A 23,985-nucleotide genomic window follows, 5' to 3' on the forward strand; every position below is an offset into this window, starting at 1 on the left:
TAACCACCGTGCGGACCCTTGAGTACGCTCGGGGCCTGAACCCGCCCGAATTCTCCTTCTGAGGAAGCGTGCCGTGACCGAGCAGAACGCCGTACCAGTGGACCCCGCCGACGACCTTCCCGAGCAGATGAAGGTCCGCCGGGAGAAGCGGGACCGGATGCTCGCCGAGGGCGTCGAGCCGTACCCGCTCGGCTACCCGCGTACCAGCACCCTGGCGGCGATCCGGCAGAAGTACGCCGACCTGCCCACCGACACGGCCACCGGGGACCGCGTCTCGGTCACCGGGCGGGTGATCTTCATCCGCAACACCGGCAAGCTCTGCTTCGCCACCCTCCGGGACGGCGACGGCACCGAGTTGCAGGCGATGCTCTCCCTGGACCGGGTCGGCGCGCAGCGGCTGGAGGACTGGAAGCGCCTGGTGGACCTCGGCGACCAGGTCGGGGTGACCGGTGAGGTGATCACCAGCCGGCGCGGCGAGCTGTCGGTCCTGGCGGAGGAGTGGGCGACCACCGCCAAGGCGCTGCGCCCGCTGCCGGTGGCGCACAAGCCGCTGAGCGAGGAGGCCCGGGTCCGGCAGCGCTACGTCGACCTCATCGTCCGTCCGCAGGCGCGCCAGATGGTGCGTACCCGGGCGACCGCCGTCCGCAGCCTGCGCGACTCGCTGCACGGTCGGGGCTACCTCGAGGTGGAGACCCCGATGCTCCAGTTGCTGCACGGTGGTGCGGCCGCCCGCCCATTCGTCACCCACAGCAATGCGCTCGACACCGATCTGTATCTGCGAATCGCGCCGGAACTGTTTCTCAAGCGCGCGCTCGTGGGCGGTGTCGACCGGGTCTTCGAGATCAACCGCAACTTCCGTAATGAGGGCATCGACTCCTCGCACTCGCCCGAGTTCGCGATGCTGGAGGCCTACGAGGCGTACGGCAACTACGACACGATCGCCGAGCTGACTCGCTATCTCGTCCAGCGGGCGGCGATCGCGGTCAGTGGCTCGACCGTGGTGACCCACGCGGACGGCCGCGAGTTCGACCTCGGCGGTGAGTGGCGTTCGGTGACGCTCTTCGGGTCCCTTTCCGAAGCGCTCGGCGAAGAGGTCACGGTCCGCACCGAGCGGACGCGCCTGGTCGAGTACGCCGACAAGGTCGGCCTGGCGGTCGACCCGAAGTGGGGTCCGGGCAAGCTCGCCGAGGAACTGTTCGAGGAACTGGTCGTGCCCGGCCTGATCCAGCCCACCTTCGTACGCGACTACCCGGAGGAGACCAGTCCGCTGGTCCGGGCGCACCGCAGTGAGCCGGGCCTGACCGAGAAGTGGGACCTCTACGTGCTCGGTTTCGAGCTCGGCACGGGGTACTCCGAGCTGGTGGACCCGGTGGTGCAGCGGGAGCGCCTGGTGGCCCAGGCGCAGCTCGCCGCGCGCGGTGACGACGAGGCCATGCGGCTCGACGAGGACTTTCTCCGGGCGATGGAGTACGGAATGCCGCCGGCCGGCGGCATGGGAATGGGAATCGACCGGCTACTCATGTCGCTGACCGGCCAGGGAATTCGGGAAACCATCCTGTTCCCGCTGGTCCGCCCCGAGTGAGCGGTCGACTTCTTCGACTCTTTAGCGCATCCTATTGACGCACCGCGCGCCTTACGGGTTATTGTTGCCTGCGAGTTCGCAGGTGCACCCTGCTCGAAAGGAATGTGGGACGTGGCCAAGCAGATCATTCATAAGCTGGTCGATGACCTGGACGGCGGGGACGCTGACGAGACCGTCAAGTTCGCGCTGGACGGCGTTCAGTACGAGATCGACCTGTCGAGCGCCAACGCCGAGAAATTGCGGGACGTATTCGCTCCGTACATCGCCCACGGCACGAAGGTGGGCCGGGGTGGCGTGGTCGTGGGTGGCCGGGCCGCCCGGGGCCGGGGCGGCGCGACCGCCGACCGCGAGCAGAACAGGGCGATCCGTGCCTGGGCCAAGAAGGCCGGCAAGGACATCTCCGACCGGGGCCGCATCCCCCAGGAGATCGTCGACGAGTACCACGCCCGCGCCGGCCACTGAGCAGCGCGCGGCCTCGACGCCGGTCCGGAGCACCGCTCCGGGCCGGCGTCGCCGTGTTCCGGCCCCGCCGGACGCCCGGGTTCGCGGGCGGCGCCCGGCCGGCGGGGCCGGCGCCGGTGTCGGGGCTCGGGCCGGTCGGTGGGAAGAAACCCGGACGGGCGGGCGTTGTCCACAGCCGGTGGAGATTCTGTCCACAGCCTGTGGACGAGTCCCGGCGGCCCGGGTCCGGGTCGCGAGGCGCCCCGCACACCTCGCTGGCGGTGTCCGGGAGGTCGCCGAATTTCGCTCTGCGCGTAGAGGCCGGGCTACCGGAACACCTTCTGAGCGCGGACGGTTGTGCAAAACGACGCGTACGCGGCATTTGACGGGGGCACACGACCTCAGCTGAGTCGGTCCGCGGCGATAGAGTAATGAGGCACGGACGCCCGTCCCGGACGTCCGCGCACCGGCCCCGCCAAGATCTAGACCATCAAGGCGCACGGCACGTGAGGAGCACGAGGGCATGTTCGAGCGGTTCACCGACCGAGCGCGACGGGTTGTCGTCCTGGCCCAGGAAGAGGCCCGGATGCTCAACCACAACTACATCGGTACGGAGCACATCCTGCTGGGCCTGATCCACGAGGGTGAGGGTGTCGCGGCAAAGGCCCTGGAGAGCCTCGGCATCTCCCTCGAGGGCGTCCGTCAGCAGGTCGAGGAGATCATCGGCCAGGGCCAGCAGGCACCGAGCGGGCACATCCCGTTCACGCCGCGGGCCAAGAAGGTGCTGGAGCTGTCGCTGCGCGAGGCGCTGCAGCTCGGCCACAACTACATCGGCACGGAGCACATCCTGCTCGGTCTGATCCGTGAGGGCGAGGGCGTCGCCGCCCAGGTGCTGGTCAAGCTGGGTGCCGACCTCAACCGGGTCCGTCAGCAGGTGATCCAGCTGCTCTCCGGCTACCAGGGCAAGGAGCCCGCGGCGGCCGGTGCCGCGCCGGGTGAGGCCGCGCCGTCGACCAGCCTGGTGCTGGACCAGTTCGGCCGTAACCTGACCCAGGCCGCCCGCGAGGGCAAGCTCGACCCGGTCATCGGGCGCGAGAAGGAAATTGAGCGGGTCATGCAGGTGCTCTCCCGCCGTACCAAGAACAACCCGGTCCTGATCGGTGAGCCCGGCGTCGGCAAGACCGCCGTGGTCGAGGGGCTGTCCCAGAAGATCATCAAGGGCGAGGTGCCCGAGACGCTGAAGGACAAGCAGCTCTACACGCTCGACCTCGGTGCGCTGGTCGCCGGTTCCCGTTACCGCGGTGACTTCGAGGAGCGCCTCAAGAAGGTGCTCAAGGAGATCCGCACCCGGGGCGACATCATCCTCTTCATCGACGAGATCCACACCCTGGTCGGCGCGGGTGCCGCCGAGGGCGCGATCGACGCGGCGAGCATCCTCAAGCCGATGCTGGCCCGTGGCGAGCTGCAGACCATCGGCGCGACCACCCTCGACGAGTACCGCAAGCACCTGGAGAAGGACGCCGCTCTCGAGCGCCGCTTCCAGCCGATCCAGGTGGGTGAGCCGTCGCTGGCACACACCATCGAGATCCTCAAGGGCCTGCGTGACCGCTACGAGGCGCACCACCGGGTGAGCATCACCGACGCCGCGCTGGTGGCCGCCGCCACGCTGGCCGACCGGTACATCTCCGACCGCTTCCTGCCGGACAAGGCGATCGACCTGATCGACGAGGCCGGTGCCCGGATGCGGATCCGCCGGATGACCGCGCCGCCAGACCTGCGCGACTTCGACGAGCGGATCGCCCAGGTGCGCCGCGACAAGGAGTCCGCGATCGACGCGCAGGACTTCGAGCGCGCCGCCCAGCTGCGTGACAAGGAGAAGCAGCTCCTCGGTCAGAAGGCGCAGCGGGAGAAGGAGTGGAAGGCCGGTGACCTGGACGTCGTCAGCGAGGTCGACGACGAGCAGATCGCCGAGGTGCTCGGCAACTGGACCGGCATCCCGGTCTACAAGCTGACCGAGGAGGAGACCTCGCGCCTGCTGCGCATGGAGGACGAGCTGCACAAGCGCGTCATCGGCCAGGAGGACGCGGTCAAGGCGGTCTCGAAGGCCATCCGGCGTACCCGGGCCGGCCTGAAGGACCCGAAGCGCCCCTCCGGCTCGTTCATCTTCGCCGGCCCGTCCGGCGTGGGTAAGACCGAGCTGTCCAAGGCGCTCGCCGAGTTCCTCTTCGGCAGCGAGGACGCGCTGATCCAGCTGGACATGTCCGAGTTCCACGACCGGTACACGGTCTCCCGGCTGGTGGGTGCCCCTCCCGGCTACGTCGGCTACGACGAGGGCGGGCAGCTGACCGAGAAGGTGCGGCGTCGGCCGTTCTCGGTGGTCCTCTTCGACGAGATCGAGAAGGCCCACCCGGACGTGTTCAACACGCTGCTCCAGATCCTGGAGGACGGTCGGCTCACCGACGGGCAGGGCCGGATCGTGGACTTCAAGAACACGGTCATCATCCTGACCACCAACCTCGGCACGCGGGACGTCGCCAAGGCGGTGTCGCTGGGCTTCCAGGCCTCTGAGGACTCCGAGTCGAACTACGACCGGATGAAGCAGAAGGTCAACGACGAGCTCAAGCAGCACTTCCGGCCCGAGTTCCTCAACCGGATCGACGACACCATCGTCTTCCACCAGCTGCGTCAGCAGGAGATCCTGTCGATCGTCGACATCATGATCTCCCGCATCGAGACCCAGCTGAGGAACAAGGACATGGGTCTCGAGCTGACCGAGAGCGCCAAGAAGTACCTGGCGACCAAGGGCTTCGACCCCGTGCTCGGTGCGCGTCCGCTGCGTCGCACGATCCAGCGCGACATCGAGGACAACCTGTCCGAGCGGATCCTCTTCAACGAGCTGACCCCGGGTCAGATCGTCGTGGTGGACTGCGAGGGCGACCCGAACAACATCGACAAGTCCAAGCTCGTCTTCCGCGGTGCGGACAAGCCGGTCGAGGTGCCGGACGCCGTCCCGGCCGACCTCGGTGGCGCGGCCACCGCAGGCGCGGACGAGTAAGGGCACATACCGCACGACGGGCGACGGCCCGGTGGCACCCGCCACCGGGCCGTCGCCCTGTCTGCGTCCGTCACCAGCCCGGCTGACCCGCGACAGCATCGCGTCGGTCGTCGTTGGGCGCCGCCCACCTCGCGTGAGCGCGGACTGTGGTGCGGCACGCCGGCAGGTCGTCGCTTCGAAGGGCCCTGGAAGGTTCGGCCCCTCCGGGGGCCATTTCCTAGGTCTGTCAGGGTTTCGCGTCCCCACCGGCTGTGCAGGGTCACGTTGGGCGGGATGTCCGGTTCGGGTTGGGCGGTGCTGGGCGCGCCTGTCCGGTCTGAGGCCTTCTGTGCCGTGGTCTGGGCCACCCGGGTGGCGGAATCGGGGGGTGGGTCGGGTCGTTGTACATGCCGTGACCGCAGGGCGCCTCGGGTGCCTGGCCGGGGTTCCTGGAGCCGCCCCGCATTGGGGTTGGCGGTGGCCGGAATGGCCTGGGGCTCGGGTTGGTTACATCCCCTGGTCGCCCGAGCAGCAGGCCGGGTTGATCCTGTCGGACCCCCTGAGCGCCCCCTGCCGGGTTGGTCCACACCTTTCTGACACGTGCCGGCATCCCCCCGTTGTGGCTGGTCGTGTTTCCCCCGATCGAAAGGGTTTGATCATCATGCGTAGCAATCTTCTGCGGAGCACCGTTGTGACCGTTGCGGGTCTGGCGTTCACCGGTGGCGCTGTTGCCGGTCCGATCAGCACCGCGTTCGCCGCTCCGGTGGCGGACAAGCCCGGCGTGCAGGCCGAGCGCAAGGGTGAGAAGAAGCGTGAGCTGGACGTGCGCTACGAGGCGCAGGACACGTTCTTCTACTGCGGTCCGGCGGCGGCCCGTAACGCCCTGTCGGTGCAGGGCAAGGACATCGATCAGCACGACATGGCCGAGCGGATGGGCACCACCGAGGCCGGCACCGACTCGATCAACGACATCACGCCGGTGCTGAACAAGGAGACCGGCCGCGATGTCTACCGCAGTGTCGAGATCTCCGGCCGTAAGGCCGACGCCGAGCAGACCGACAAGCTGCGTGACGATGTGATCCGTAGCGTCGACGACGGTCGGGCGCTGGTGGCCAACATCGCCGGTACCGCCATCGACACCGGCGGTGGGGTGCACTCCTTCGAGGGCGGCCACTACATCAGCGTGGTGGGCTACCGCGACGGCGGCGAGCAGGTGAAGATCGCCGACTCGGCCAACCCGGACACCGCCTCGTACTGGATGACCACCGAGGCCCTGGCCGACTGGATCGCCACCCGCGGCTACGCCACCTCCTGACCCAACCACACACACGAAGGGCCGACCCGAACGGGTCGGCCCTTCGTGTGTCTCGACAACCTGAGCGGGCAGGGGACAAGTTCGGCGAAGTTGTCCCCTCGAGGCGGGTCGAGGCAGCAACTTCCCCGAAGTTGCTCGCACCGCCGGTCGGGCCCGCGCGTCAGGGAACGGGGATCGGGGGGCCGTCGCCGGTCAGGCGGAAGGACGCTTCCCCGAGCGGCTCGACGAGACCGTCCTCCACCAGCCCGGCCAGAGCCCGCGACCGCTGCACGTCGTCGGCCCAGACCTGGTCCAGGCGCTGCCGGGGAACCGGCGCGGTCGCCTCGCGGAGCACGCCGAGCAGCAGTCCGCGTACCTGGCGGTCGGTGCCGGCGTACCGCTGCGGCCGGCGGGTGGGCCCGGCGGGGGTCTCCTGCCCGGAGGCGCGCCAGGCACAGACCGACTCGACCGGGCAGACCGCGCAGCGCGGCGACCGGGCGGTGCAGACCACCGCCCCCAGCTCCATGAACGCGGCGCTGGCCAGCGCGGCGGCGGCCGGCTCCGCGGGGAGCAGTTCCTCAGTGGCGACCAGGTCGGCGGGGCGGGTGGTCGGGCCGGCGTCCGGCTCACCGGCGACCGCCCGGCACACCACGCGCCGCACGTTGGTGTCCACGACCGGGTGCCGCTGCCCGTACGCGAACGCCGCCACCGCCCGCGCGGTGTACGTGCCGACGCCCGGCAGCGCCAGCAACTGCTCCAACCGGTCCGGTACCCGCCCGCCGTGCCGCTCGACGATCGCCACCGCGCACTCGCGCAGCCGGACCGCCCGGCGCGGGTAGCCGAGGCGCCCCCACATGCGGATCGCCTCCGCCGGGGTGTCCGCGGCCAGGTCCGCCGGCTCGGGCCAGCGCGCCAGCCAGGCCTCCCACGCGGGCACCACCCGGACGACCGGGGTCTGCTGGAGCATCACCTCGCTGACCAGGATCGCCCACGCGCCGACGTCGGGCCGGCGCCACGGCAGGTCCCGGGCGTTGCGGGTGTACCAACCGCTGACCAGGTGGGCGAAAGTCGGCTCAGTCATCGCTCGCCGATGATCTCACGCCCCGGCCGCCGTCCCGCTGACTGGGCGACCCGCACCGGGTCCCCGCCGGGCCGTACCGCCGGTCGGGGAGAATGCCGGGATGAACGAGCTCGCGATCACCGTCATCGGCCGGGACCGGCCGGGCATCGTTGCCGACGTCGCCGAGGTTCTCGCCCGGCTCGGCGCGAACCTCACCGACAGCACGATGACCCGGCTGCGGGGGCACTTCGCCATGACCCTGATCTGCGTGGGTCCGGCCGCCGCCGACGTCGAGGCCGCGCTGGCGCCGCTCGCCGGCGACGGTCAGCTCCTCGCGACCGTACGAGCGGTCACGCCGGACGGCGAGTCGGCGCGGACCGGTGAGCCGTACGTGATGGCGGTGCACGGCGCGGACCGGATGGGCATCGTCGCGGCGATGACTCGGGTGCTCGCCAACGCCGGCGGCAACGTCACCGACCTGAGCACCCGGCTGGCCGGGTCGCTCTACGTCGTCGTCGCCGAGGTCGACCTGCCGCCGGGCACGGCCGAGAAGGTGGGCGCCCGGCTGGCGTCGACCGCCGCCGACCTGGGTGTCGACGTCACCCTCCGGCCGGCCGATCCGGACGTGCTGTGAACGGCGAGGAGTACGCGGGCCTGGGTGACTGGACGCCCGACGACCTGGGCGCGCCGGGGGAGGTGCGGCCGGTGGTGTCCGCGCCGGCCACCGTGCTGAGCCGGCCCGGCGGCGAGGTGGATCCGACCGCCGAGGAGACCGTACGCCTCGCGGCCGACCTGGTGGCCACCATGCGGGTGTCGCCGGGCTGCGTCGGCCTGGCCGCCCCGCAGATCGGGGTCGGTGCCCAGGTCTTCGCGGTGGACGTCACCGGCCACCCGAAGGCCGCCACCGTGCACGGCACCTTCGTGCTCTGCAACGCCACGGTGGTGGAGGCCAGCCGCTGGAAGGTCGGCCGGGAGGGGTGCATGTCCGTGCCCGACCTGACCGGCGACGTGAAGCGTGCCGGCCGGCTGGTGGTGGAGGGCGCGCTGCCGGGGACCGGCAAGGTCGTCCGGCTGGTCACCGACGCGTTCGAGGCGCGGGCGGTCCAGCACGAGATCGACCACTGCGCCGGCCTGCTGTTCCTCGACCGGGTGGCCGGGGCGCACGCGATCTACCAACGCAAGGTCTACCTCTGACGGTGCACCGCGCGTCGCGGACGGACCACGGTCGGCGGCGCCCACTGTCCTGATTGGAGTGTCGCTCCCATGAGCTGTCCACGGCTCGGCGCGTCGCGGCGGCGAGCGGTGTCCTGCGCCGCTACCGTGGGGGCATCATGCGTCTGACGGTCGGCCCCCTTCCCCCCGCCGTGTACTGGCGGCGTCGTGCCGTCGTACTTGGAGCGGTGCTCCTTCTCCTGATTGTTCTGCTCTACTCGTGCAGCCGCTCGGGCGACAGCTCCGGCCGGTCGGGCGGGAGCGGCGCGCAGCCGACGTCGGAGGCGGGCTCGCCGGGTGCGACACCCGGTCCCACCGGTTCGGTGCTCACCCCGCGGACCGGCACGCCATCGCCGACCGGCGGCTCAGGCGACGCGGGCGGCGCCGACCCGACGGGCGCGAACCCGTCGTCCGGCGCGACCACCACCAACGGCCCGGTCCCGGTCAACCCCGTCGTCGACGACGGCAGCTGCACCGACGCCGAGATCGCCGTGACCGCTGTCGCGCGGCCGGCGACCGCGGTGCGGGGCGCGACGGTGGACCTGCAACTGAAGATCAGGAACAGTTCGAACCGCACCTGCAGCCGGGACGTCGGCGCCGACGTGCAGGAGCTGTTCATCAAGTCGGGCGCCGAGAAGATCTGGTCCTCGGACACCTGCGGCACCGGCCGGGGTTCGGACGTCCAGTCGTTCACACCGAACTTCGAGCGCTCCTACCAACTGGGCTGGAACGGCCGGGACACCACCCGCTGCGCCGACGGCGTGGCCGCCGGCCCGCACCCGCCGGCCGGCACCTACCAGGTCTTCGCGCGGGTCGGCACCAAGCTCAGCGAGCCGGTGCGGCTCACCATCACCAGCTGAGCGGGTGTGCCGACGCCAGGGCGGGTAGGCCACCCTCGGCCCGGGCGCCGTCCGCCAGCGGGTCAGCCGGTCAGACGTAGCGCTCCAGGATCGAGGCCTCGGCGAGCCGGGAGAGCCCCTCCCGGACGCCCCGGGCCCGGGCGTCCCCGACGCCGTCGACGGCCTGCAGGTCCTCCACGGTGGCGCCGAGCAGTCGCTGAAGGCTGCCGAAGTGCAGCACCAGCCGGTCGACGATCGCCACCGGCAGCCGTGGCACCTTGGCCAGCAGCCGGAAACCCCGGGGGCTGACGGCGGCGTCCAGCGCGTCGGAGGCGGCCGGGTAGCCGATCGCCTTGGCGACCGCGACCAGGTCGATCAGCTCGGTGGCGCTGAGCAGGTCGAGCTCGACCAGCGCCTCGTCGAGGGTGCGGGACTTGCGCCCGGCGGGCAGGTAGTCCCGGATGACCAGCGTTCTGTCCGCGTCGACGCCCGCCATCAGCTCGTCGAGCTGGAGGGCGAGGAGCCGGCCGTCGGTGCCGAGCTCGACCACGTAGCCGGCGATCTCGTCGGCGATCCGGCGGACCATCTCCAGCCGCTGCACGACGGCGACCGCGTCCCGGACCGTCACCAGATCCTCGATCTCCAGCGCGGAGAGCGTGCCGGAGACCTCGTCCAGGCGCAGCTTGTACCGCTCGAGGGTGGCGAGGGCCTGGTTGGCCCGGGAGAGGATCGCGGCCGAGTCGTCCAGCACGTGCCGCTGGCCGTTGACGTAGAGGCTGATGATCCGCATGGACTGGCTCACCGAGATGACCGGGTACCCGGTCTGGCGGGCCACCCGCTCGGCCGTGCGGTGGCGGGTGCCGGACTCCTCGGTGGGGATGGACGGGTCGGGCATCAGGTGCACCGCCGCCCGGACGATCCGGGTGCCGTCGCTGGAGAGCACCACCGCGCCGTCCATCTTGCACAGCTCCCGGACCCGGGTGGCGGAGAACTCCACGTCGAGCGGGAAGCCGCCGGTGCACAGGCTCTCGACGACCTTGTCGTACCCGAGGACGATCAGGGCGCCGGTGCGGCCGCGCAGGATCCGCTCCAGACCGTCGCGCAGGGCGGTGCCCGGCGCCATCAGGGCGAGGTTGGCGCGCAGCGGGTCGCCGGCGGCGGCGCCGCCGGTCACGTTGACGCTGATCGGACGGGCGGGCGAACCCACGGCGCCGGTGCGGGCGTGGGGGGTCGCGCCGGCAGGCTTGGTGGTGTCGCGGTCGATCGGCACGGGCAACAGTCTACGGACTGCCCTGCGGTGGGTGCTGTCGTGGTTACTGTGATGTGTCACGATGCCGGTCTCCGCCCCGACCGCCCGGCCTGCCCGGGTCGGCCCGGTATCGCCCTCGGTGCCCGCCCCGGTCACTCCGCGGACGCCCGCGCGACGGCCTGGAGGGCCGCCCGGACATCGGTGACCTCGATCACGCGCATCTGCTCGGCCCGGACGCCCGTGCTGTCCGGACCGCAGCCGGGCGGCACGAGCGCCAGACGGAAACCGAGCCGGGCCGCCTCGGCCAGCCGGCGCGGCACCGCGCCGACCCGCCGTACCTCGCCGGTGAGCCCGACCTCGCCGATCGCCACCAGGTGCGGGGCGATGGCCAGGTTCAGCCCGCCGGAGGCGACGGCCAGGGCGACGGCCAGGTCGGCGGCGGGCTCGACCACCCGGATGCCGCCGACGGTCGCCGCGAAGACCTCCCGGTCGTGCAGGGTCAGCCGCTCGGTGCGTCGCTGGAGGACGGCCAGCACCATGGCGAGCCGGGCCGAGTCGAGCCCCGAGACCGTACGCCTCGGCGAGCCCGCCACCGTCGCCCCGATCAACGCCTGCACCTCGGTGACCAGGGCCCGCCGCCCCTCCATCGCCACCGTCACGCAGGTGCCCGGCACCGGCTCCGAGTAGCGGGTCAGGAACAGCCCGGACGGGTCGGCGAGGCTGCTGATGCCGCCCTCGTGCATCTCGAAGCAGCCGACCTCGTCGGCCGCGCCGAACCGGTTCTTCACGCCGCGCACCATGCGCAGCGACGAGTGCTTGTCGCCCTCGAAGTGCAGCACCACGTCGACCAGATGCTCCAGCACGCGGGGGCCGGCGACCTGGCCGTCCTTGGTGACGTGGCCCACCAGCACGGTGGCGATGCCGCGCTCCTTCGCGACCGCGACCAGCGCCGCGGTGACGGCGCGGACCTGGGTCACCCCGCCCGGCACGCCCTCGGTGCCGGTGGTGGAGATGGTCTGCACCGAGTCGAGCACCAGCAGGCCCGGCTTGACCGCGTCGAGGTGGCCGAGGACCGCCGCGAGGTCGCTCTCGGCGGCAAGGTAGAGCTGGTCGTGCAGCGTGCCCATGCGCTCGGCCCGCAGCCGGACCTGGCTGACCGACTCCTCACCGCTGACCACCAGCGAAGGGCTGCCGCCGCCGGCCGCCCACTGCTGGGCCACGTCGAGCAGCAGCGTGGACTTGCCGACGCCGGGCTCCCCGGCGAGCAGCACCACGGCGCCGGGGACCAGACCGCCGCCGAGCACCCGGTCGAGCTCGCTGACGCCGGTGGGCCGGGCCCGGGCCGGCGCCGCGCTGATGGTGGCGATGGGCCGGGCCGGCTCGGCCGGCATCCGGGAGCTCACCACCCGGCCGGAGACGGTCGGGCCGGTGAGGGTGCACTCGACCACCGAGCCCCACTCGCCGCACTCCGGGCAGCGCCCGACCCACTTGGGTGGCTGGTGGCCGCAGGCGTCGCACTCGTACGCCGGGCGGGGCTCGCGTGCGCCGGCACGGCCGCGCCCGCCCGTCGCCCCGGCGCGCGGGGAGGTGGATCGTGAGGTGGTCACACCGGGACGTTAGCCCCCGCGTACGACGAAAACACCGCCGGCGTGGTGGTGTTCACCAACGCCGGCGGTGTTCGTGGCTGCACGACCGGGCCGGCCTGCCGCCGGCCCGATGACGGGGTCAGTGCCCGTTGCCGCCCTCGCCGCCGTGGCCGCCCTCTTCGTGGCCCTCGTAGCCGCCCTCGCGCTCGATGATCGGCGACGGGGGCGCGGCCGGGGTGAGCGGCACGGCGACCGGGGCCGGCCCGTTGATCGTGACGCCGTTGCCGAAGTCGAAGGTCACGAAGACGTTCTGGCCGGAGCGCAGCGACTCGTCCAGGCCGATCAGCTGGAGAACCTGCTCACCCTCGGTGTTGAGCTGCACGTAGCTCAACGGCGGGATCTCGATCCGGGCCGGCCGGCCGGCCGGCGCCGCGGTGGGCGACGGGCTGGCGTCCGGGCTCGGCGACCCCTCCTCCGGCGACGGCGTGCCCGACGGGACGGCGGACGGAATCACCGAGGGCGAGGCGGTGGCCTGGGCCGCCGCGGCGGCGCCGGTGATGACGACCTCGCGGGCGCTCTCGGTCGTGACGGTCACGGTGACCGGATCCGGCGAGTCGTTGTAGATCACCACGTTGAGGATCGCGTTGTCGCCGGCCTCGTAGCCGTCCACGCCCGGGAAGGCGACCAGCAGGCCGCGGACGGCGTACTCGCCGTTGGCGGCCTCAAGATTGACACCCTGGATCGACGGCTCCTTGATGGCGGTCTCGGCGATCTGGCCCGCGCCGCACCCGGACAGCAGCAGTCCGGTCGTCGCGGCCAGCCCGGACAGCAGCAGGGCCGCCCGCCGGGAACCCCTGATCGAGCGCGTCACGTCGGTCCTCCTCGTCACGATCCCGCCCGGCCGCACGCCGGGCACGGTGGCCATGCCCGCGCAGACCGCGCTCCAGGGTAGTTGGGGCTGATCGAGGGCCGCACGCCGACCCGGGGATGCCACCTGGCGGGGGGATCGTCAGACCACCCGACCGCTGGTGACCAGCAGGACGACGTCGATGAGGGCGATCACCATCACCGCCCGGAAGGCCGCCACCGGGCGGCCACCGGCCCGGGCGGCCGTCCGTCCGCCGTACCACGTCACCGGCGGCACCACGACGGCGGCGGCCACCGCGGCGAGCCCGACCGCCGACGGCGGCCCGGGCGGCCCGAGGACCAGCGTCGCGGTCGCGGCGAGCAGCAGCCCGGCGGCGGCGGCCCGGCTGCCGGCGGGTCCGAGCCGGTGCGGCAGCCCGCGCACGCCGGTGCGGGCGTCGTCGGTGAGGTCGGGCAGCACGTTGGCGAAGTGCGCGCCCGCGCCGAGCAGTGCCGCGGCGGCGACCAGCCAGACCGGCGGCGCGGGCGCGCCGGGCAGCGCGAGCACGACGAAGGCCGGCAGCGACCCGAACGAGACCGCGTAGGGCAGCACCGACAGCGGCGAGGACTTCAGCGGCCAGTCGTAGAGCAGCGCGGAGACCAGGCCGGCGGTGGCCACCAGCGCGGCGGTGGGGTTCGTCGCCAGCGCGAGCACCGGCGTGGCGAGCGCGGCCACCGCGGCGGCCCGGGCCGTGGCGCGCCGGCTCACCGCGCCGGCGGCGACCGGCTTGTCGGTACGCCCCACCGCGGCGTCCCGCTCCGCGTCGAGCGCGTCGTTGGCCCAGCCGACGGCCAGTTGGCTGGCGGCGACCGTCAGCACGACGGCGAGGACGCCGGCCGGCCGGTGCCCGACCCCCCAGGCGAGCAGGCCGGCGACCGTGGTGACCGCGGCGGCCGGCTCGGGATGGCTGGCCCTGACCAGCGTCCCGACCCGCGCGACACGCTCTAGCACCCTCGACGACATGAGGGAAGTCTGGTCGTTACCGGGCAGTCGTGCCACGCTCGTGTCCATGCGAGACGCGGGCCGTACCCTGCCGCGCAATGATCCGCGCCAGTACGACGACCTGGCCGGCGAGTGGTGGCGGCCGGACGGCGTGTTCGCGATGCTGCACTGGCTGGCCGAGGCCCGCGCCGCTCTCGTGCCGGCGGCGTCCCGCCCGGGTGCTCTCCTGGTCGATCTCGGCTGCGGCGCCGGGCTGCTCGCCCCGCACCTGGCGGGCAAGGGTTACCGGCACGTCGGTGTGGACCTGACCTTCTCGGCGCTGGAACAGGCGGCGGCGCACGGCGTGACCGTCGTCAACGGCGACGCCGCCGCCGTCCCGCTCGCCGACGGCTGCGCCGACGTCGTCGCCGCGGGCGAGCTGCTGGAGCACGTGCCCGACTGGCGGCGGGCGGTGGCCGAGGCCTGCCGGCTGCTCCGGCCCGGTGGCCTGCTCGTCCTGGACACCCTGAACGACACCGCGGTGAGCCGGCTGATCGCCGTCCACATCGGCGAGCGGCTGCCCACCGTGCCCCGCGGCATCCACGACCCACGCTTGTTCGTGGACGCCCGCGCGCTGGTCGCCGAGTGCGCCCGGCACGGCGTGGAGCTGCGGCTGCGTGGCGTCCGGCCGCAGCTGACCGGGCTGCTCGCCTGGCTGGCCCGGCGGGTGCGCGGCGCCGCCGGCGCGCAGGGACCGGCGCCGCGCATCGTGCCGACCTGGTCGACCGCCGTCCTCTACCAGGGCCGGGGGGTCCGAAGGGGATAGCGGCATCGGCGCGGGGGTACAGGTACGCGGAGAAGGGGGTTGCATGACGCTGCAGGCTGTGGAGGCGGCCCGACGGTTGGCGCCGCGGTTCGCCGCCCGGGCGGCCGGGCACGACCGGGACGGCTCGTTCCCGGTCGACGACTTCCGGGACCTGCGGGGGGCGGGCCTGTTCGGCCTGATGGTCCCCCGCGAGCTGGGCGGCCTCGGCGCCACCTTCGCCGAGTACGCGGCCGTCGCCACCGAACTGGCACGGGGCAACGGCGCGACCGCCCTGGTGTTCAACATGCACGCCTCGGTCACCGGCGCGCTGGGCGCGGTCACCGAGGAACTGGCCGAGGCGCTCGGCGTGCCCGAGGAGGCGCTGGCGGCGCGGGACCGGCTGCTGCGCGCGGCGGCCGAGGGCGCCTGGTACGCGGTCGCGATGAGCGAGCGCGGCGCGGGCGCCCGGCTCTCGCAGCTCAGCACCGTCTACGAGCCGGCCGACGGGGGTTGGCGCATCAAGGGCGGCAAGACGTTCTGCTCGGGGGCCGGGCACGCCGACGGCTACCTGGTGGCGGCCCGCAGCGCCGCGGACCCGTCGGTGGTCTCCCAGTTCCTGGTGCCGGCCGGCGACGGGCTGACCGTCGAGGAGACGTGGGATTCGCTCGGTATGCGGGCCACCTCCTCGCACGACCTGCACCTGGACGTCACGGTCCCGGCCGACCGGTTGCTCGGCGGCGTGGAGGGGCTGGCCCTGGTCGTCGCGCAGCTGATGCCGCACTGGCTGGTCGCGAGCTACGCCGCTGTGTACGTGGGGGTCGCCCGCGCGGCGGTCGACGCTGCCGCCGAACACCTGAACGCCCGCAACCTCGCCGGCCTGCCGGCGGTCCGGGCCCGGCTGGGCCGGGCCGACGCGGCGGTCGCGGCGGCCGACCTGGTGGTCGCCGAGGCGGCCCGCCGCGTCGACGAGGCACCCGGCGACGCGGAGACCAACCGCTGGGTGTGGCGGGCCAAGCTGCTGGCCGGCACCACGGCCGCCGACGTGGCGGCCTCGGTGCTGGAGGCGGCCGGGACGTCGGCCACCCGCCGGGGGTATCCGCTGGAGCGGCTGTACCGGGACGCGCGCTGCGGCTCGCTGCATCCCGCGACGTCCGACGTCTGCGCGGACTGGCTCGGCATCGCGGCGCTGGGCGGCGACCCGGACCGTGACGGGTCGGCCCCTCGTTGGTGAACGTGCAGGGAAATCACGACGAGAGGTGGGCATCGTGGCCGTGCCAGTGATCGCGGGTATCGGTACGGCACACCCGCCGTCGGCCGACCAGGCCGAGCTGTGGGACGGCTTCTTCTCGAAGCACTTCTCCGGCACCACCCGGGCGCTCGCCCAGCGCATCTTCGCGAACTCGGGCGTCAGCCGGCGGCAGGCCGCGGTCAACCCGCTGCTGGAGGACGTCTCCGACTGGCCGACCGAGCGGCGCATGCGCCGCTACCAGGTGGAGGCTCTGCCGCTCGGCAAGGAGGCGGTGGGTCGGGCGCTGACCGCCGCCGGGCTGGCCGCCCACGACGTCGGGCTCTTCGTGGTCTGTTCCTGCACCGGGTACGCCACCCCCGGGCTGGACATCCTGCTCGCCCGGGACCTGGGCATGGCCCCCGGCACCCAGCGGATGTTCGTCGGTCACATGGGCTGCTACGCCGCGCTGCCCGGGCTCGGCGCGGCGAGCGACTTCGTGACCGCCCGGGGCCGGCCCGCGCTTCTGCTCTGCGCCGAGCTGACCAGCCTGCACATCCAGCCCTCCACGGCCCGGGTGGACACCCAGCAGATCGTCTCGCACGCGCTCTTCTCGGACGCCGCCGTCGCCGTCGTGGTCGTGCCGGGCGGCCCGGGGTACGCGCTGCGCGAGGTCACGTCGGTCACCGACACGTCGACGGCCGACCACATGACGTGGGACGTCACCGACACCGGATTCCGGATGGGCCTGTCGCCGAAGGTGCCGCAGGTGCTGTCCGCGCACGTCCGTGGGCTGGTCGACGACCTGCTCGCCCGGCACGGCACGGCCCGGTCCGGGGTGGACGGCTGGGCGGTCCACCCGGGCGGCCCGCGCATCCTCAACGTGGTGGAGCGGGAACTCGCCCTGTCGCCGGACGCGATGGTCGCCTCCCGGGCCACGCTGGACACGCACGGCAACTGCTCCTCGCCCACGGTGCTGCTGATCCTGGACCGGTTGCGCCAGGCCGCCGTACCGCCCCGGCGGGTGGTGATGCTGGCGTTCGGCCCGGGCCTCACCCTGTACGCGGCGCTCCTCGAACAGCACGTCTAGGACCGACGGTCGCTACGCTCGGCGCATGGACGCCGGTGCGGCGGCCCGGTCGCGGGCGACGCGTGCGGATCCCGGGTACCGGCTGCGGGGCGCCGTTCTCGCGGTGGCGGCGCTGGCGCTGCTGGCGGCCGGCGGCGCCTGGTGGACGGCACGTGCTCCGGCGCTCGCCGCGACGGCCGCCGGCGACGGCTCCCGGACGGCCGCCGGGCCGCCCGGCCGCTCGGTGATCCTCGACCCGCGTACCGGGATCCCCCTGCCGGTCGCCGACCCGGCAACCGGCCGGCTGGCCCCGCCGGGGTGGCCCCGTCCGACGCCCGGCACCGTGGTCGAGCGCGTCGACGACCCGCTGCCGTCCGCCGACGTCGTCTGGCGCGGTCGCGCCACGATCACCCCGGACAACGGCCTGATCCGTCGGTCGTACGCCCGGGACGGCGACCGGTACCTGTTGCAGTTCCGCTGCACCGGCCCCGGGGAGCTGCTGATCGTCATCGACGGCGCGCGCTACGCCGGGCCGCTGACCAGCGGCTGCGGCGGCCCGGTCACCACCGCGACGGAGGTGACCGGGGTGGGCGGTCCGGTGCAGATCTCCCTCTCGACGGTCAACGAGCAGCCGGTGCGGGTGGAGGCGCAGCTGGTCGCGCTCTCCTGAGGGCCAGCGGGCCGGGCCGGCCGCTCCGGCTGGCAGTCCTCGGGATCAGCGGGCCAGGCCGGCCAGTTCGGGCTGGTAGTCCTCGGTCGACCGGACCTCGGGGACCACCTTGACCAGGGTCCCCGAGCGGTCCACCAGCAGCGCGGTGGCCACCCCGGTGCGGGCCGGCAGGTGCAGGAAGGCGCGGAGCCCGCCGGCCGGGTCGGCGAGCGTGCGGACCGTCGTGCCGGTGGGCGGAGAAGGGACCCGGACGGCCGGGTCGGCGTCTACGGTTACCACGGTGACCTCGGGTGGCGCGACGGAGGCGGCGCCGGCCATCTCGTGGCCGCAGGCGCACCCGTCGACCAGGACGATGACCGCGGGCAGCAGCCCGCGCAGCGGCACCGGCCGCCCGTCGTCGACCAGGTCGAGCGCGGGCAGCGGACGCCCGGTCAGCCCGGCGGGCGGCCCGTACGGGGCCGGTGCCGACACCGACGGCGTCGCGCGGGGGGAGCGGGGCCAGGTGACGGCGACCAGACCGGCCACCGTGGTGAACACGGCCACCAGGAGCACGAGCAGGGGCACCGCGAGCGGCGGTACCGGCCGGCGCGCGTGGCCCTGCGCCTGCCGGCGCAGCTCCCGGCGGACCTCCTCCGCCTCGGCGGCCAGTGCCGAGGCGTCGTCCGGTACGACCACCCGGCCCCACTCCGGCGGCAGGTCGGGCAGTCCGGGGCCGTCTGCGTCGGGCTTGCCCATCGGACCCCCTGGAGTTGTCTCGGTGAGCCTGCGGCGGGCTCCTCTCCAGCGTCCCCCACCGGGCCTCATGCCGCTACACCTGGGCGCGTACCCGCGCAGCGGGATATCATGAGGGTGAGCGCATCGCCCTTGATCCCGGGTTTCCGTCACCCGTACCGGGACGTCACATGGTCGTCACGGAGTGTGTTCGATTCTTCGGTCTGGCGGCCTGTCAAGCTGAAGAAATACCTCTCACAGGGCCCCTGAGCTGCGCCAACGGTCAGGACAGCGGTGAGACATCGGTGTCTGAGCGTGTTACCCTAGACACAGCGAAAGGGGTTTCGAACCTATGGTTTTCAGTGTCGGCGAGACCGTTGTTTACCCCCACCACGGGGCCGCACTCATCGAGGCAATCGAGACTCGGGTCATCAAGGGCGAGGAGAAGCAGTACCTCGTCCTGAGGGTCGCGCAGGGTGACCTCACGGTCCGGGTGCCCGCTGAGAACGCCGAGATCGTGGGTGTGCGCGAGGTGGTCGGCGAAGAGGGCCTCGGAAAGGTCTTCGACGTTCTCCGGGCTCCGCACACCGAGGAGCCGACCAACTGGTCGCGGCGTTACAAGGCGAATCTGGAGAAGCTGGCCTCCGGTAACCCGCTGAAGGTGGCCGAGGTCGTCCGCGACCTGTGGCGCCGGGAGCGGGAGCGGGGGCTGTCCGCGGGCGAGAAGCGCATGCTCGCCAAGGCCCGCGACATCCTCGTCGGCGAGGTCGCGCTGGCCGAGAAGAGCACCAAGGACGAGGCCGAGACGCTGCTCGACAAGGTGCTGACCGAGGCCTGATCCGCACCCCATCGTCCTACCCGATCCGCAGCGAAGAAACCACCGAGGACCGCGACGTGACCGCGCAGCTCAATCCGCGCGGTGACGTCGCGGTCCTCGTGCCTGCGGCCGGTGCCGGGGTACGCCTGGGCCCGGGCCGGCCGAAGGCACTGCGCCTGCTGGGTGGCGAGCCCCTGCTGGTGCACGCGGTCCGCCGGCTGGCCGCCGCGGCCTCCGTGCACACGGTGGTGGTGGCGGCACCGGCCGGCGAGCTCGACGTGGTCCGCGAGCTCCTGGCCCCGGTGGCACCGGTGACCGTGGTCCCCGGGGGTGCCGAACGGCAGGCGTCGGTCGCCGCCGCGCTCGCCGCGGTGCCCGCCGGGCCGGAGATCGTCCTGGTGCACGACGCCGCCCGCGCGCTGACCCCGCCCGACCTGGTGGAGTCGGTCGCGGCGGCGGTCCGGGCCGGTCACGACGCGGTCATTCCCGTGCTGCCGGTCGTCGACACGATCAAGGAGGTCGGGGCCGGTGAACTGGTCCTCGGCACGGTCGACCGCGCCGCCCTGCGTGCGGTGCAGACCCCACAGGGGTTCCGCCGGGCGGTGCTGGCCACCGCGCACGCCGCCGCCACCGACCCGCTGACCGACGACGCGGGCCTGGTCGAGAAGCTGGGCGTCCCGGTGGTGTGCGTCCCCGGCTCGGAGTACGCGCTGAAGATCACCCGCCCGTTCGACCTGGCCCTGGCCGAGCACCTGCTGGCCACCGGGGCGTGACGTCGATGTCGGCGAGACCCCGCGTACCCTCGGGGTCATGATCGTTCCGCGGGTGGCCATCGGCACGGACGTGCACGCCTTCGAGGCCGGCCGGCCCTGCTGGGTGGCCGGCCTGCACTGGCCCGACCAGGACGGCCTGGCCGGGCACTCGGACGCCGACGTGGTCGCGCACGCCGCGTGCAACGCGCTGCTCTCCGCCGCCGGCCTCGGCGACCTCGGCTCGAACTTCGGGGTCGGGCAGCCCGAGTGGGCGGGCGCCTCCGGCGTGGCACTGCTCACCGAGAGCGCCCGCCGGGTGCGGTCGGCCGGGTTCGCGATCGGGAACGTCTCGGTGCAGGTGATCGGGAACCGTCCGAAGATCGGACCGCGCCGGGACGAGGCGCAGCGGGTGCTGTCGGAGGCGGTGGGCGCGCCGGTCAGCGTCTCCGCCGCCACCACCGACGGGCTCGGCTTCCCCGGCCGCGGCGAGGGCCTGACCGGCATCGCGGTGGCCCTGGTGTACGAGGCTCCGGCCGCCTAGGCTCGCCGCGATGTCCAGCGACACCTCCGACCGTTCCGCCGCCGACGGCTACCTCCAGCGGGCCCAGCTCCTCGCCGAGCTGGGCCGGTACGACGAGGCTGCCGCCGAGCTGGGCTACGCGGTCGCCCTCGAACCCGCCAACGCCGCGGTGCTGACCGCCCTGTCCCGGGTGCACCTCGCCGCCGGTCGGCCCGTCGACGCGCGTACCGCCGCCGACGGTGCCGTCGCCGCGGCCCCCGACTGGGTGCCCGCCCTGGTCGCCCGGGCGATGGCGCTCGCCGACCTGGAGGAGTACGCGGAGGCGGCCCGGACCGCCGACCGGATCCTCGCGCTCGGCCCGGACGACGCGTACGCCCAGCGCAGCGCGGCCGCCATCCTGGCCGGCTCCCGCAACGGCCAGCCGGCGCTGAACGCGGCCTGGCGAGGGGTGGAGCTGGCCCCCGAGGAACCGGAGGCCCACCTCGTCCTCGGCCTGGTCGCCGCCAACATGCAGATGTACGACCTGGCCGAGCGGGCGTACGCCGAGGCGCTGCGGCTCGACCCTCAGCTCGCCGAGGCGCGGCACGACATCGGCGTGCTGCGGCTGGAGCAGCGTCGCTGGAGCGAGGCGCTGGAACACCTCGCGGAGGCCGCCGCGATCAGCCCGGGCCGGATCGACTCGGGCCGGACGATCTCCGTCGGCCTGCGCCAGCTCGTCGTCTTCGGCGCCGGCTGGTCGATGATCGCGGCCGTGCTGCTCGCCTGCCTCGCGGTGGGCAGCGACGGGACGTCGCGCGTCGCGGCGGTGTTCGCGGCGCTCGGCGGGGCGCTGCTGGTCTGGCGGTACGCGGCGAAGCTGCCCGGCCTGGCCCGGACCATCCTGCCCGGCCTGCTGCGCTCCGACCGCACCCTGGCCCTGGCCGTGTACGCGGCCGCCGCCGCGCCGGTGCTGATCCTGCTCTACGCGCTGGTGGGCACGCCGTGGCCGCTGGTCCTGGCGATCGCCGTGGCAACCGTAGCGGAGCTCACGGTCCTCGCCCGTCCCGTCACCAGGTGACCCGACGTCGAGCTGCATCCCGTCGACGAGCGCTGCGCAGCTGAGCCACAACCAGAGCGCCGCTACCCCCGGCGGGCCCAGGTCCAGGCGTAGGCGCCGTCCTCGCAGGTGGTGGCCGCGTCGCACAGGTCGAGCGGGCGGAACGTGTCGACCATGACGGCCAGCTCGTCGAAGAAGTCCACGCCGATCGAGCGTTCGGCGGCGCCGGGCTGCGGCCCGTGCGTGAAGCCGGACGGGTGCAGCGAGATCGAGCCCTGCTCGATGCCGGAGCCGCGCCGCGCCTCGTAGTTGCCCCCGGTGTAGAAGAGCATCTCGTCGGAGTCGACGTTGTGGTGGTTGTAGGGCACCGGAATCGCGTCGGGGTGGTAGTCGACCTTGCGCGGCACGAACGAGCAGATCACGAAGTTGGGCCCCTGGAAGGTCTGGTGCACCGGCGGCGGCTGGTGGATCCGGCCGGTGATCGGCTCGAAGTCGTGGATCGAGAACGCCCACGGGTACATGTGCCCGTCCCAGCCGACCACGTCGAACGGGTGGTTCGCGTAGACGTACCGGGTCCATCCCCGACGGTGGCGGACCAGCACCTCCACGTCGGTGCCGTCGACCAGCAGCGGCGCGTCCGGTCCGCGGACGTCCCGCTCGCAGTACGGCGAGTGCTCCAGGAACTGGCCGCGTACGGACAGGTAGCGCTTCGGGGGGCCGATGTGGCCGGCCGCCTCGATGGTGAGCAGCCGGGTCGGCTCCGAACCGGTCGGGACGAGCCGGTGGATGGTCGACGTCGGGATGATCACGTAGTCGCCGGCGGCCGCGTCGAGCACGCCGAACGTCGACTCGACGCGCAGCGTGCCGGACTCGACGTACAGGCAGTGGTCGCCGGTGGCGTCGCGGAACAGCGGGGACGGCCGGTCGGTCAGCACGTACGCGATCCGCACGTCGTCGTTGGCGAGCAGGTACTGCCGGCCGAGGACCGGGTCGGCACCGGTGGCGTCGAGCTTGTGGGTGCGCAGGTGGCGGGGCTTCAGCGGGAGGTTCGGCGTGCGGGTGAACGCCGGCGGGGTGAACTCCTCGGCGGCGACGATCGCGGTCGGCGCGTGCCGGTGGTAGAGCAGGGACGAGTCGGAGGAGAAGCCCTCCTGGCCCATCAGCTCCTCCGCGTAGAGGCTCCCGTCGGGCTGACGGAACTGGGTGTGGCGCTTGCGCGGCACGTCGCCGACGCGGCGGTAGTACGGCATCTCGCCTCCCGGGGCCGATGGGCGTCCGATTATCGGACGCTGTTGTCCGCTTCTTGTAGCGTCCCGTACATTGTTGTCTCGTGTCAACGCAGCTGCCCCGGCTCCTGGCCGGCCTCGTCGACGACGCCGCGGTGTTCCCGCCCGGCAGCGCCCCGCTGCCCGAGGCCGTCACCGCGCACCGGCGCCACCGCACCTCCTGGTACACCGACCTGGTCGGCCCGTTGCTCGTGCCCGCCTCCGCGGTGACCGGGCGCGAGCTGCACCCGCTGGTCGACCTGGCGGAGGATCTGGTCGTCGGGCTGATCGGCGACACCGGGCTGGACGGCCTGCCCGCGACGCTGGCGGCGCTGCCGCCCGGCGTCACCGCCCGCCAGATCGAGGTCGCCGTGGCCAAGCGGGGCGAGGACCCGTTGCCCGGTCTGACCGAGTTGCTGAAGCTGGCCGACCGGTGCGAGGTCACCGCCGTCTACGCCGAGATCCCGCTGACGTTCGGGCTGATGGGCGCCCTGGACGCGCTCGTCGACGCCCGTGCCGCCGGCGCACCGGTGGCGGCGAAGTTCCGCACCGGCGGCCTCGCCGCCGAGCTCTTCCCGACGCCCGCCGAACTGGCCGCCGTGATCTGCGCGTGCCGGGAACGGGAGCTGCCGTTCAAGCTCACCGCCGGCCTGCACCACGCGGTGCGGCACCTGGAGCCGGAGACCGGCTTCACCCACCACGGCTTCGCCAACGTGCTGGCCGCCACGCTCGCCGCCGCCGGGGGCGCCGGGGTGGAGCGGGTCGCCGAGCTGCTCGCGGCGACCGACCCCCGGCCGCTGCTCCAGCCGATCGAAGGCGCCCTGCACGCGGCGCGTCCGCTGTGGGTCGGGTACGGCTCGTGCAGCATCCTGGAACCACTGACCGATCTGATCCGGCTGGGGCTGGTGAACGGGGGCGTTCAAGCATGAGCGAGCGTCAGCGAGCGAATCATCAGTGCAGGGCCGTGGTGCCTCATGACGGCACGGAGCG

23 protein-coding genes are annotated in these 23,985 nt (G+C 73.2%); 16 read left to right on the top strand and 7 right to left on the bottom strand.

Annotated features, from left to right (window positions below; translation table 11 throughout):
- Positions 1 to 73 precede the first annotated feature (73 nt).
- The 4 genes from lysS to ACN26Y_RS09455 all read left to right on the top strand — a co-directional run bounded on the left by lysS (position 74) and on the right by ACN26Y_RS09455 (position 6,372).
- On the top strand, positions 74 to 1,582 hold the full coding sequence (gene lysS, locus ACN26Y_RS09440; RefSeq protein WP_155329927.1) for a lysine--tRNA ligase: 1,509 nt from the start codon (positions 74 to 76) through the stop codon (positions 1,580 to 1,582).
- A gap of 111 nt (positions 1,583 to 1,693) precedes the next feature.
- Positions 1,694 to 2,044 (top strand): histone-like nucleoid-structuring protein Lsr2, encoded by a 351-nt coding sequence (locus ACN26Y_RS09445; protein WP_305070152.1) that lies wholly within the window; start codon positions 1,694 to 1,696, stop codon positions 2,042 to 2,044.
- Between the two features lie 502 nt (positions 2,045 to 2,546).
- On the top strand, positions 2,547 to 5,078 hold the full coding sequence (locus ACN26Y_RS09450) for an ATP-dependent Clp protease ATP-binding subunit (RefSeq protein ID WP_155329929.1): 2,532 nt from the start codon (positions 2,547 to 2,549) through the stop codon (positions 5,076 to 5,078).
- 640 nt (positions 5,079 to 5,718) lie between these two features.
- The gene (locus tag ACN26Y_RS09455; protein WP_422734619.1) at positions 5,719 to 6,372 is read left to right on the top strand and encodes a C39 family peptidase; all 654 of its coding nucleotides are present in this window, start codon (positions 5,719 to 5,721) and stop codon (positions 6,370 to 6,372) included.
- 160 nt (positions 6,373 to 6,532) lie between these two features.
- Here ACN26Y_RS09455 and ACN26Y_RS09460 read toward each other — a convergent pair whose 3' ends face one another.
- Positions 6,533 to 7,432, bottom strand: a complete 900-nt coding sequence (locus tag ACN26Y_RS09460) for an A/G-specific adenine glycosylase (RefSeq protein WP_155329930.1) — start codon at positions 7,430 to 7,432, stop codon at positions 6,533 to 6,535.
- Between the two features lie 100 nt (positions 7,433 to 7,532).
- Between ACN26Y_RS09460 and ACN26Y_RS09465 the strand changes: the two genes are divergently transcribed.
- The 3 genes from ACN26Y_RS09465 (at position 7,533) to ACN26Y_RS09475 (ending at position 9,483) form a co-directional block, all read left to right on the top strand.
- Positions 7,533 to 8,045 carry a glycine cleavage system protein R gene (locus tag ACN26Y_RS09465; RefSeq protein ID WP_155329931.1) on the top strand — a complete coding sequence of 171 codons (513 nt, stop codon included), beginning with the start codon at positions 7,533 to 7,535 and terminating at the stop codon, positions 8,043 to 8,045.
- A complete protein-coding gene (locus tag ACN26Y_RS09470) occupies positions 8,042 to 8,605 on the top strand; it encodes a peptide deformylase (RefSeq protein ID WP_155329932.1) in 564 nt (187 codons plus the stop codon). Before ACN26Y_RS09465 ends, ACN26Y_RS09470 begins: the two co-directional genes overlap by 4 nt.
- 137 nt (positions 8,606 to 8,742) lie before the next feature.
- Complete coding sequence (locus ACN26Y_RS09475) at positions 8,743 to 9,483, top strand: hypothetical protein (RefSeq protein ID WP_155329933.1); 741 nt, start codon at positions 8,743 to 8,745, stop codon at positions 9,481 to 9,483.
- 70 nt (positions 9,484 to 9,553) lie between these two features.
- Here the strand turns inward: ACN26Y_RS09475 and disA are convergent, their stop codons facing one another.
- The 4 genes from disA to ACN26Y_RS09495 all read right to left on the bottom strand — a co-directional run bounded on the left by disA (position 9,554) and on the right by ACN26Y_RS09495 (position 14,167).
- On the bottom strand, positions 9,554 to 10,732 hold the full coding sequence (disA, locus tag ACN26Y_RS09480; protein WP_155329934.1) for a DNA integrity scanning diadenylate cyclase DisA: 1,179 nt from the start codon (positions 10,730 to 10,732) through the stop codon (positions 9,554 to 9,556).
- 131 nt (positions 10,733 to 10,863) lie between these two features.
- Positions 10,864 to 12,318, bottom strand: coding sequence for a DNA repair protein RadA (gene radA / locus ACN26Y_RS09485; RefSeq protein ID WP_155329935.1), 1,455 nt, complete (start codon positions 12,316 to 12,318; stop codon positions 10,864 to 10,866).
- A gap of 118 nt (positions 12,319 to 12,436) precedes the next feature.
- Positions 12,437 to 13,168, bottom strand: a complete 732-nt coding sequence (locus ACN26Y_RS09490) for a hypothetical protein (protein WP_366603243.1) — start codon at positions 13,166 to 13,168, stop codon at positions 12,437 to 12,439.
- Between the two features lie 138 nt (positions 13,169 to 13,306).
- A complete protein-coding gene (locus ACN26Y_RS09495; protein ID WP_155329937.1) occupies positions 13,307 to 14,167 on the bottom strand; it encodes a UbiA family prenyltransferase in 861 nt (286 codons plus the stop codon).
- A gap of 46 nt (positions 14,168 to 14,213) precedes the next feature.
- On the opposite strand from ACN26Y_RS09495, the gene ACN26Y_RS09500 reads away from it, so the two are divergent.
- The 4 genes from ACN26Y_RS09500 to ACN26Y_RS09515 are packed head-to-tail and all read left to right on the top strand — an operon-like array spanning position 14,214 to position 17,894.
- A complete protein-coding gene (locus tag ACN26Y_RS09500; protein ID WP_155329938.1) occupies positions 14,214 to 14,951 on the top strand; it encodes a methyltransferase domain-containing protein in 738 nt (245 codons plus the stop codon).
- Between the two features lie 43 nt (positions 14,952 to 14,994).
- Positions 14,995 to 16,161, top strand: a complete 1,167-nt coding sequence (locus ACN26Y_RS09505; protein WP_422734621.1) for an acyl-CoA dehydrogenase family protein — start codon at positions 14,995 to 14,997, stop codon at positions 16,159 to 16,161.
- Between the two features lie 25 nt (positions 16,162 to 16,186).
- Positions 16,187 to 17,245, top strand: coding sequence for a type III polyketide synthase (locus ACN26Y_RS09510; RefSeq protein ID WP_196255825.1), 1,059 nt, complete (start codon positions 16,187 to 16,189; stop codon positions 17,243 to 17,245).
- 25 nt (positions 17,246 to 17,270) lie between these two features.
- Positions 17,271 to 17,894: a hypothetical protein gene (locus ACN26Y_RS09515; protein ID WP_155329941.1), complete on the top strand. Its 624-nt coding sequence runs from the start codon at positions 17,271 to 17,273 to the stop codon at positions 17,892 to 17,894.
- Between the two features lie 45 nt (positions 17,895 to 17,939).
- Here ACN26Y_RS09515 and ACN26Y_RS09520 read toward each other — a convergent pair whose 3' ends face one another.
- Positions 17,940 to 18,629 carry a hypothetical protein gene (locus tag ACN26Y_RS09520; protein WP_422734622.1) on the bottom strand — a complete coding sequence of 230 codons (690 nt, stop codon included), beginning with the start codon at positions 18,627 to 18,629 and terminating at the stop codon, positions 17,940 to 17,942.
- Between the two features lie 328 nt (positions 18,630 to 18,957).
- On the opposite strand from ACN26Y_RS09520, the gene ACN26Y_RS09525 reads away from it, so the two are divergent.
- Genes ACN26Y_RS09525 through ACN26Y_RS09540 form a run of 4 tightly spaced genes read left to right on the top strand, consistent with a single transcriptional unit; the run spans position 18,958 to position 21,751 of the window.
- Positions 18,958 to 19,443 carry a CarD family transcriptional regulator gene (locus ACN26Y_RS09525; RefSeq protein ID WP_012015454.1) on the top strand — a complete coding sequence of 162 codons (486 nt, stop codon included), beginning with the start codon at positions 18,958 to 18,960 and terminating at the stop codon, positions 19,441 to 19,443.
- A gap of 56 nt (positions 19,444 to 19,499) precedes the next feature.
- The gene (gene ispD, locus ACN26Y_RS09530) at positions 19,500 to 20,195 is read left to right on the top strand and encodes a 2-C-methyl-D-erythritol 4-phosphate cytidylyltransferase (RefSeq protein ID WP_155329943.1); all 696 of its coding nucleotides are present in this window, start codon (positions 19,500 to 19,502) and stop codon (positions 20,193 to 20,195) included.
- 37 nt (positions 20,196 to 20,232) lie between these two features.
- Positions 20,233 to 20,715, top strand: a complete 483-nt coding sequence (gene ispF / locus ACN26Y_RS09535; RefSeq protein WP_155329944.1) for a 2-C-methyl-D-erythritol 2,4-cyclodiphosphate synthase — start codon at positions 20,233 to 20,235, stop codon at positions 20,713 to 20,715.
- 10 nt (positions 20,716 to 20,725) lie between these two features.
- Positions 20,726 to 21,751, top strand: a complete 1,026-nt coding sequence (locus ACN26Y_RS09540) for a tetratricopeptide repeat protein (protein ID WP_155329945.1) — start codon at positions 20,726 to 20,728, stop codon at positions 21,749 to 21,751.
- Positions 21,752 to 21,813: 62 nt separating this feature from the next.
- Here the strand turns inward: ACN26Y_RS09540 and ACN26Y_RS09545 are convergent, their stop codons facing one another.
- Positions 21,814 to 22,980, bottom strand: a complete 1,167-nt coding sequence (locus ACN26Y_RS09545) for a homogentisate 1,2-dioxygenase (protein ID WP_155329946.1) — start codon at positions 22,978 to 22,980, stop codon at positions 21,814 to 21,816.
- Positions 22,981 to 23,060: 80 nt separating this feature from the next.
- On the opposite strand from ACN26Y_RS09545, the gene ACN26Y_RS09550 reads away from it, so the two are divergent.
- Positions 23,061 to 23,924 (top strand): hypothetical protein, encoded by an 864-nt coding sequence (locus ACN26Y_RS09550; protein WP_422734623.1) that lies wholly within the window; start codon positions 23,061 to 23,063, stop codon positions 23,922 to 23,924.
- Positions 23,925 to 23,985 lie beyond the last annotated feature (61 nt).

This window comes from Micromonospora sp. WMMD558 (genome assembly GCF_049315255.1).
Taxonomy (GTDB): Bacteria; Actinomycetota; Actinomycetes; order Mycobacteriales; family Micromonosporaceae; genus Micromonospora.

Coding starts and splice junctions, on each gene's coding strand:
- ACN26Y_RS09475 (WP_155329933.1), top strand. CDS start 8,743: ATGCGTCTGACGGTCGGCCCCCTTCCCCCCGCCGTGTACTGGCGGCGT.
- ACN26Y_RS09520 (WP_422734622.1), bottom strand. CDS start 18,629: ATGGGCAAGCCCGACGCAGACGGCCCCGGACTGCCCGACCTGCCGCCG.
- ACN26Y_RS09515 (WP_155329941.1), top strand. CDS start 17,271: ATGGACGCCGGTGCGGCGGCCCGGTCGCGGGCGACGCGTGCGGATCCC.
- ACN26Y_RS09540 (WP_155329945.1), top strand. CDS start 20,726: ATGTCCAGCGACACCTCCGACCGTTCCGCCGCCGACGGCTACCTCCAG.
- ACN26Y_RS09545 (WP_155329946.1), bottom strand. CDS start 22,980: ATGCCGTACTACCGCCGCGTCGGCGACGTGCCGCGCAAGCGCCACACC.
- ACN26Y_RS09500 (WP_155329938.1), top strand. CDS start 14,214: ATGCGAGACGCGGGCCGTACCCTGCCGCGCAATGATCCGCGCCAGTAC.
- ACN26Y_RS09505 (WP_422734621.1), top strand. CDS start 14,995: ATGACGCTGCAGGCTGTGGAGGCGGCCCGACGGTTGGCGCCGCGGTTC.
- ACN26Y_RS09450 (WP_155329929.1), top strand. CDS start 2,547: ATGTTCGAGCGGTTCACCGACCGAGCGCGACGGGTTGTCGTCCTGGCC.
- ACN26Y_RS09525 (WP_012015454.1), top strand. CDS start 18,958: ATGGTTTTCAGTGTCGGCGAGACCGTTGTTTACCCCCACCACGGGGCC.
- ispF (WP_155329944.1), top strand. CDS start 20,233: ATGATCGTTCCGCGGGTGGCCATCGGCACGGACGTGCACGCCTTCGAG.
- ACN26Y_RS09460 (WP_155329930.1), bottom strand. CDS start 7,432: ATGACTGAGCCGACTTTCGCCCACCTGGTCAGCGGTTGGTACACCCGC.
- ACN26Y_RS09455 (WP_422734619.1), top strand. CDS start 5,719: ATGCGTAGCAATCTTCTGCGGAGCACCGTTGTGACCGTTGCGGGTCTG.
- ACN26Y_RS09465 (WP_155329931.1), top strand. CDS start 7,533: ATGAACGAGCTCGCGATCACCGTCATCGGCCGGGACCGGCCGGGCATC.
- ACN26Y_RS09495 (WP_155329937.1), bottom strand. CDS start 14,167: ATGTCGTCGAGGGTGCTAGAGCGTGTCGCGCGGGTCGGGACGCTGGTC.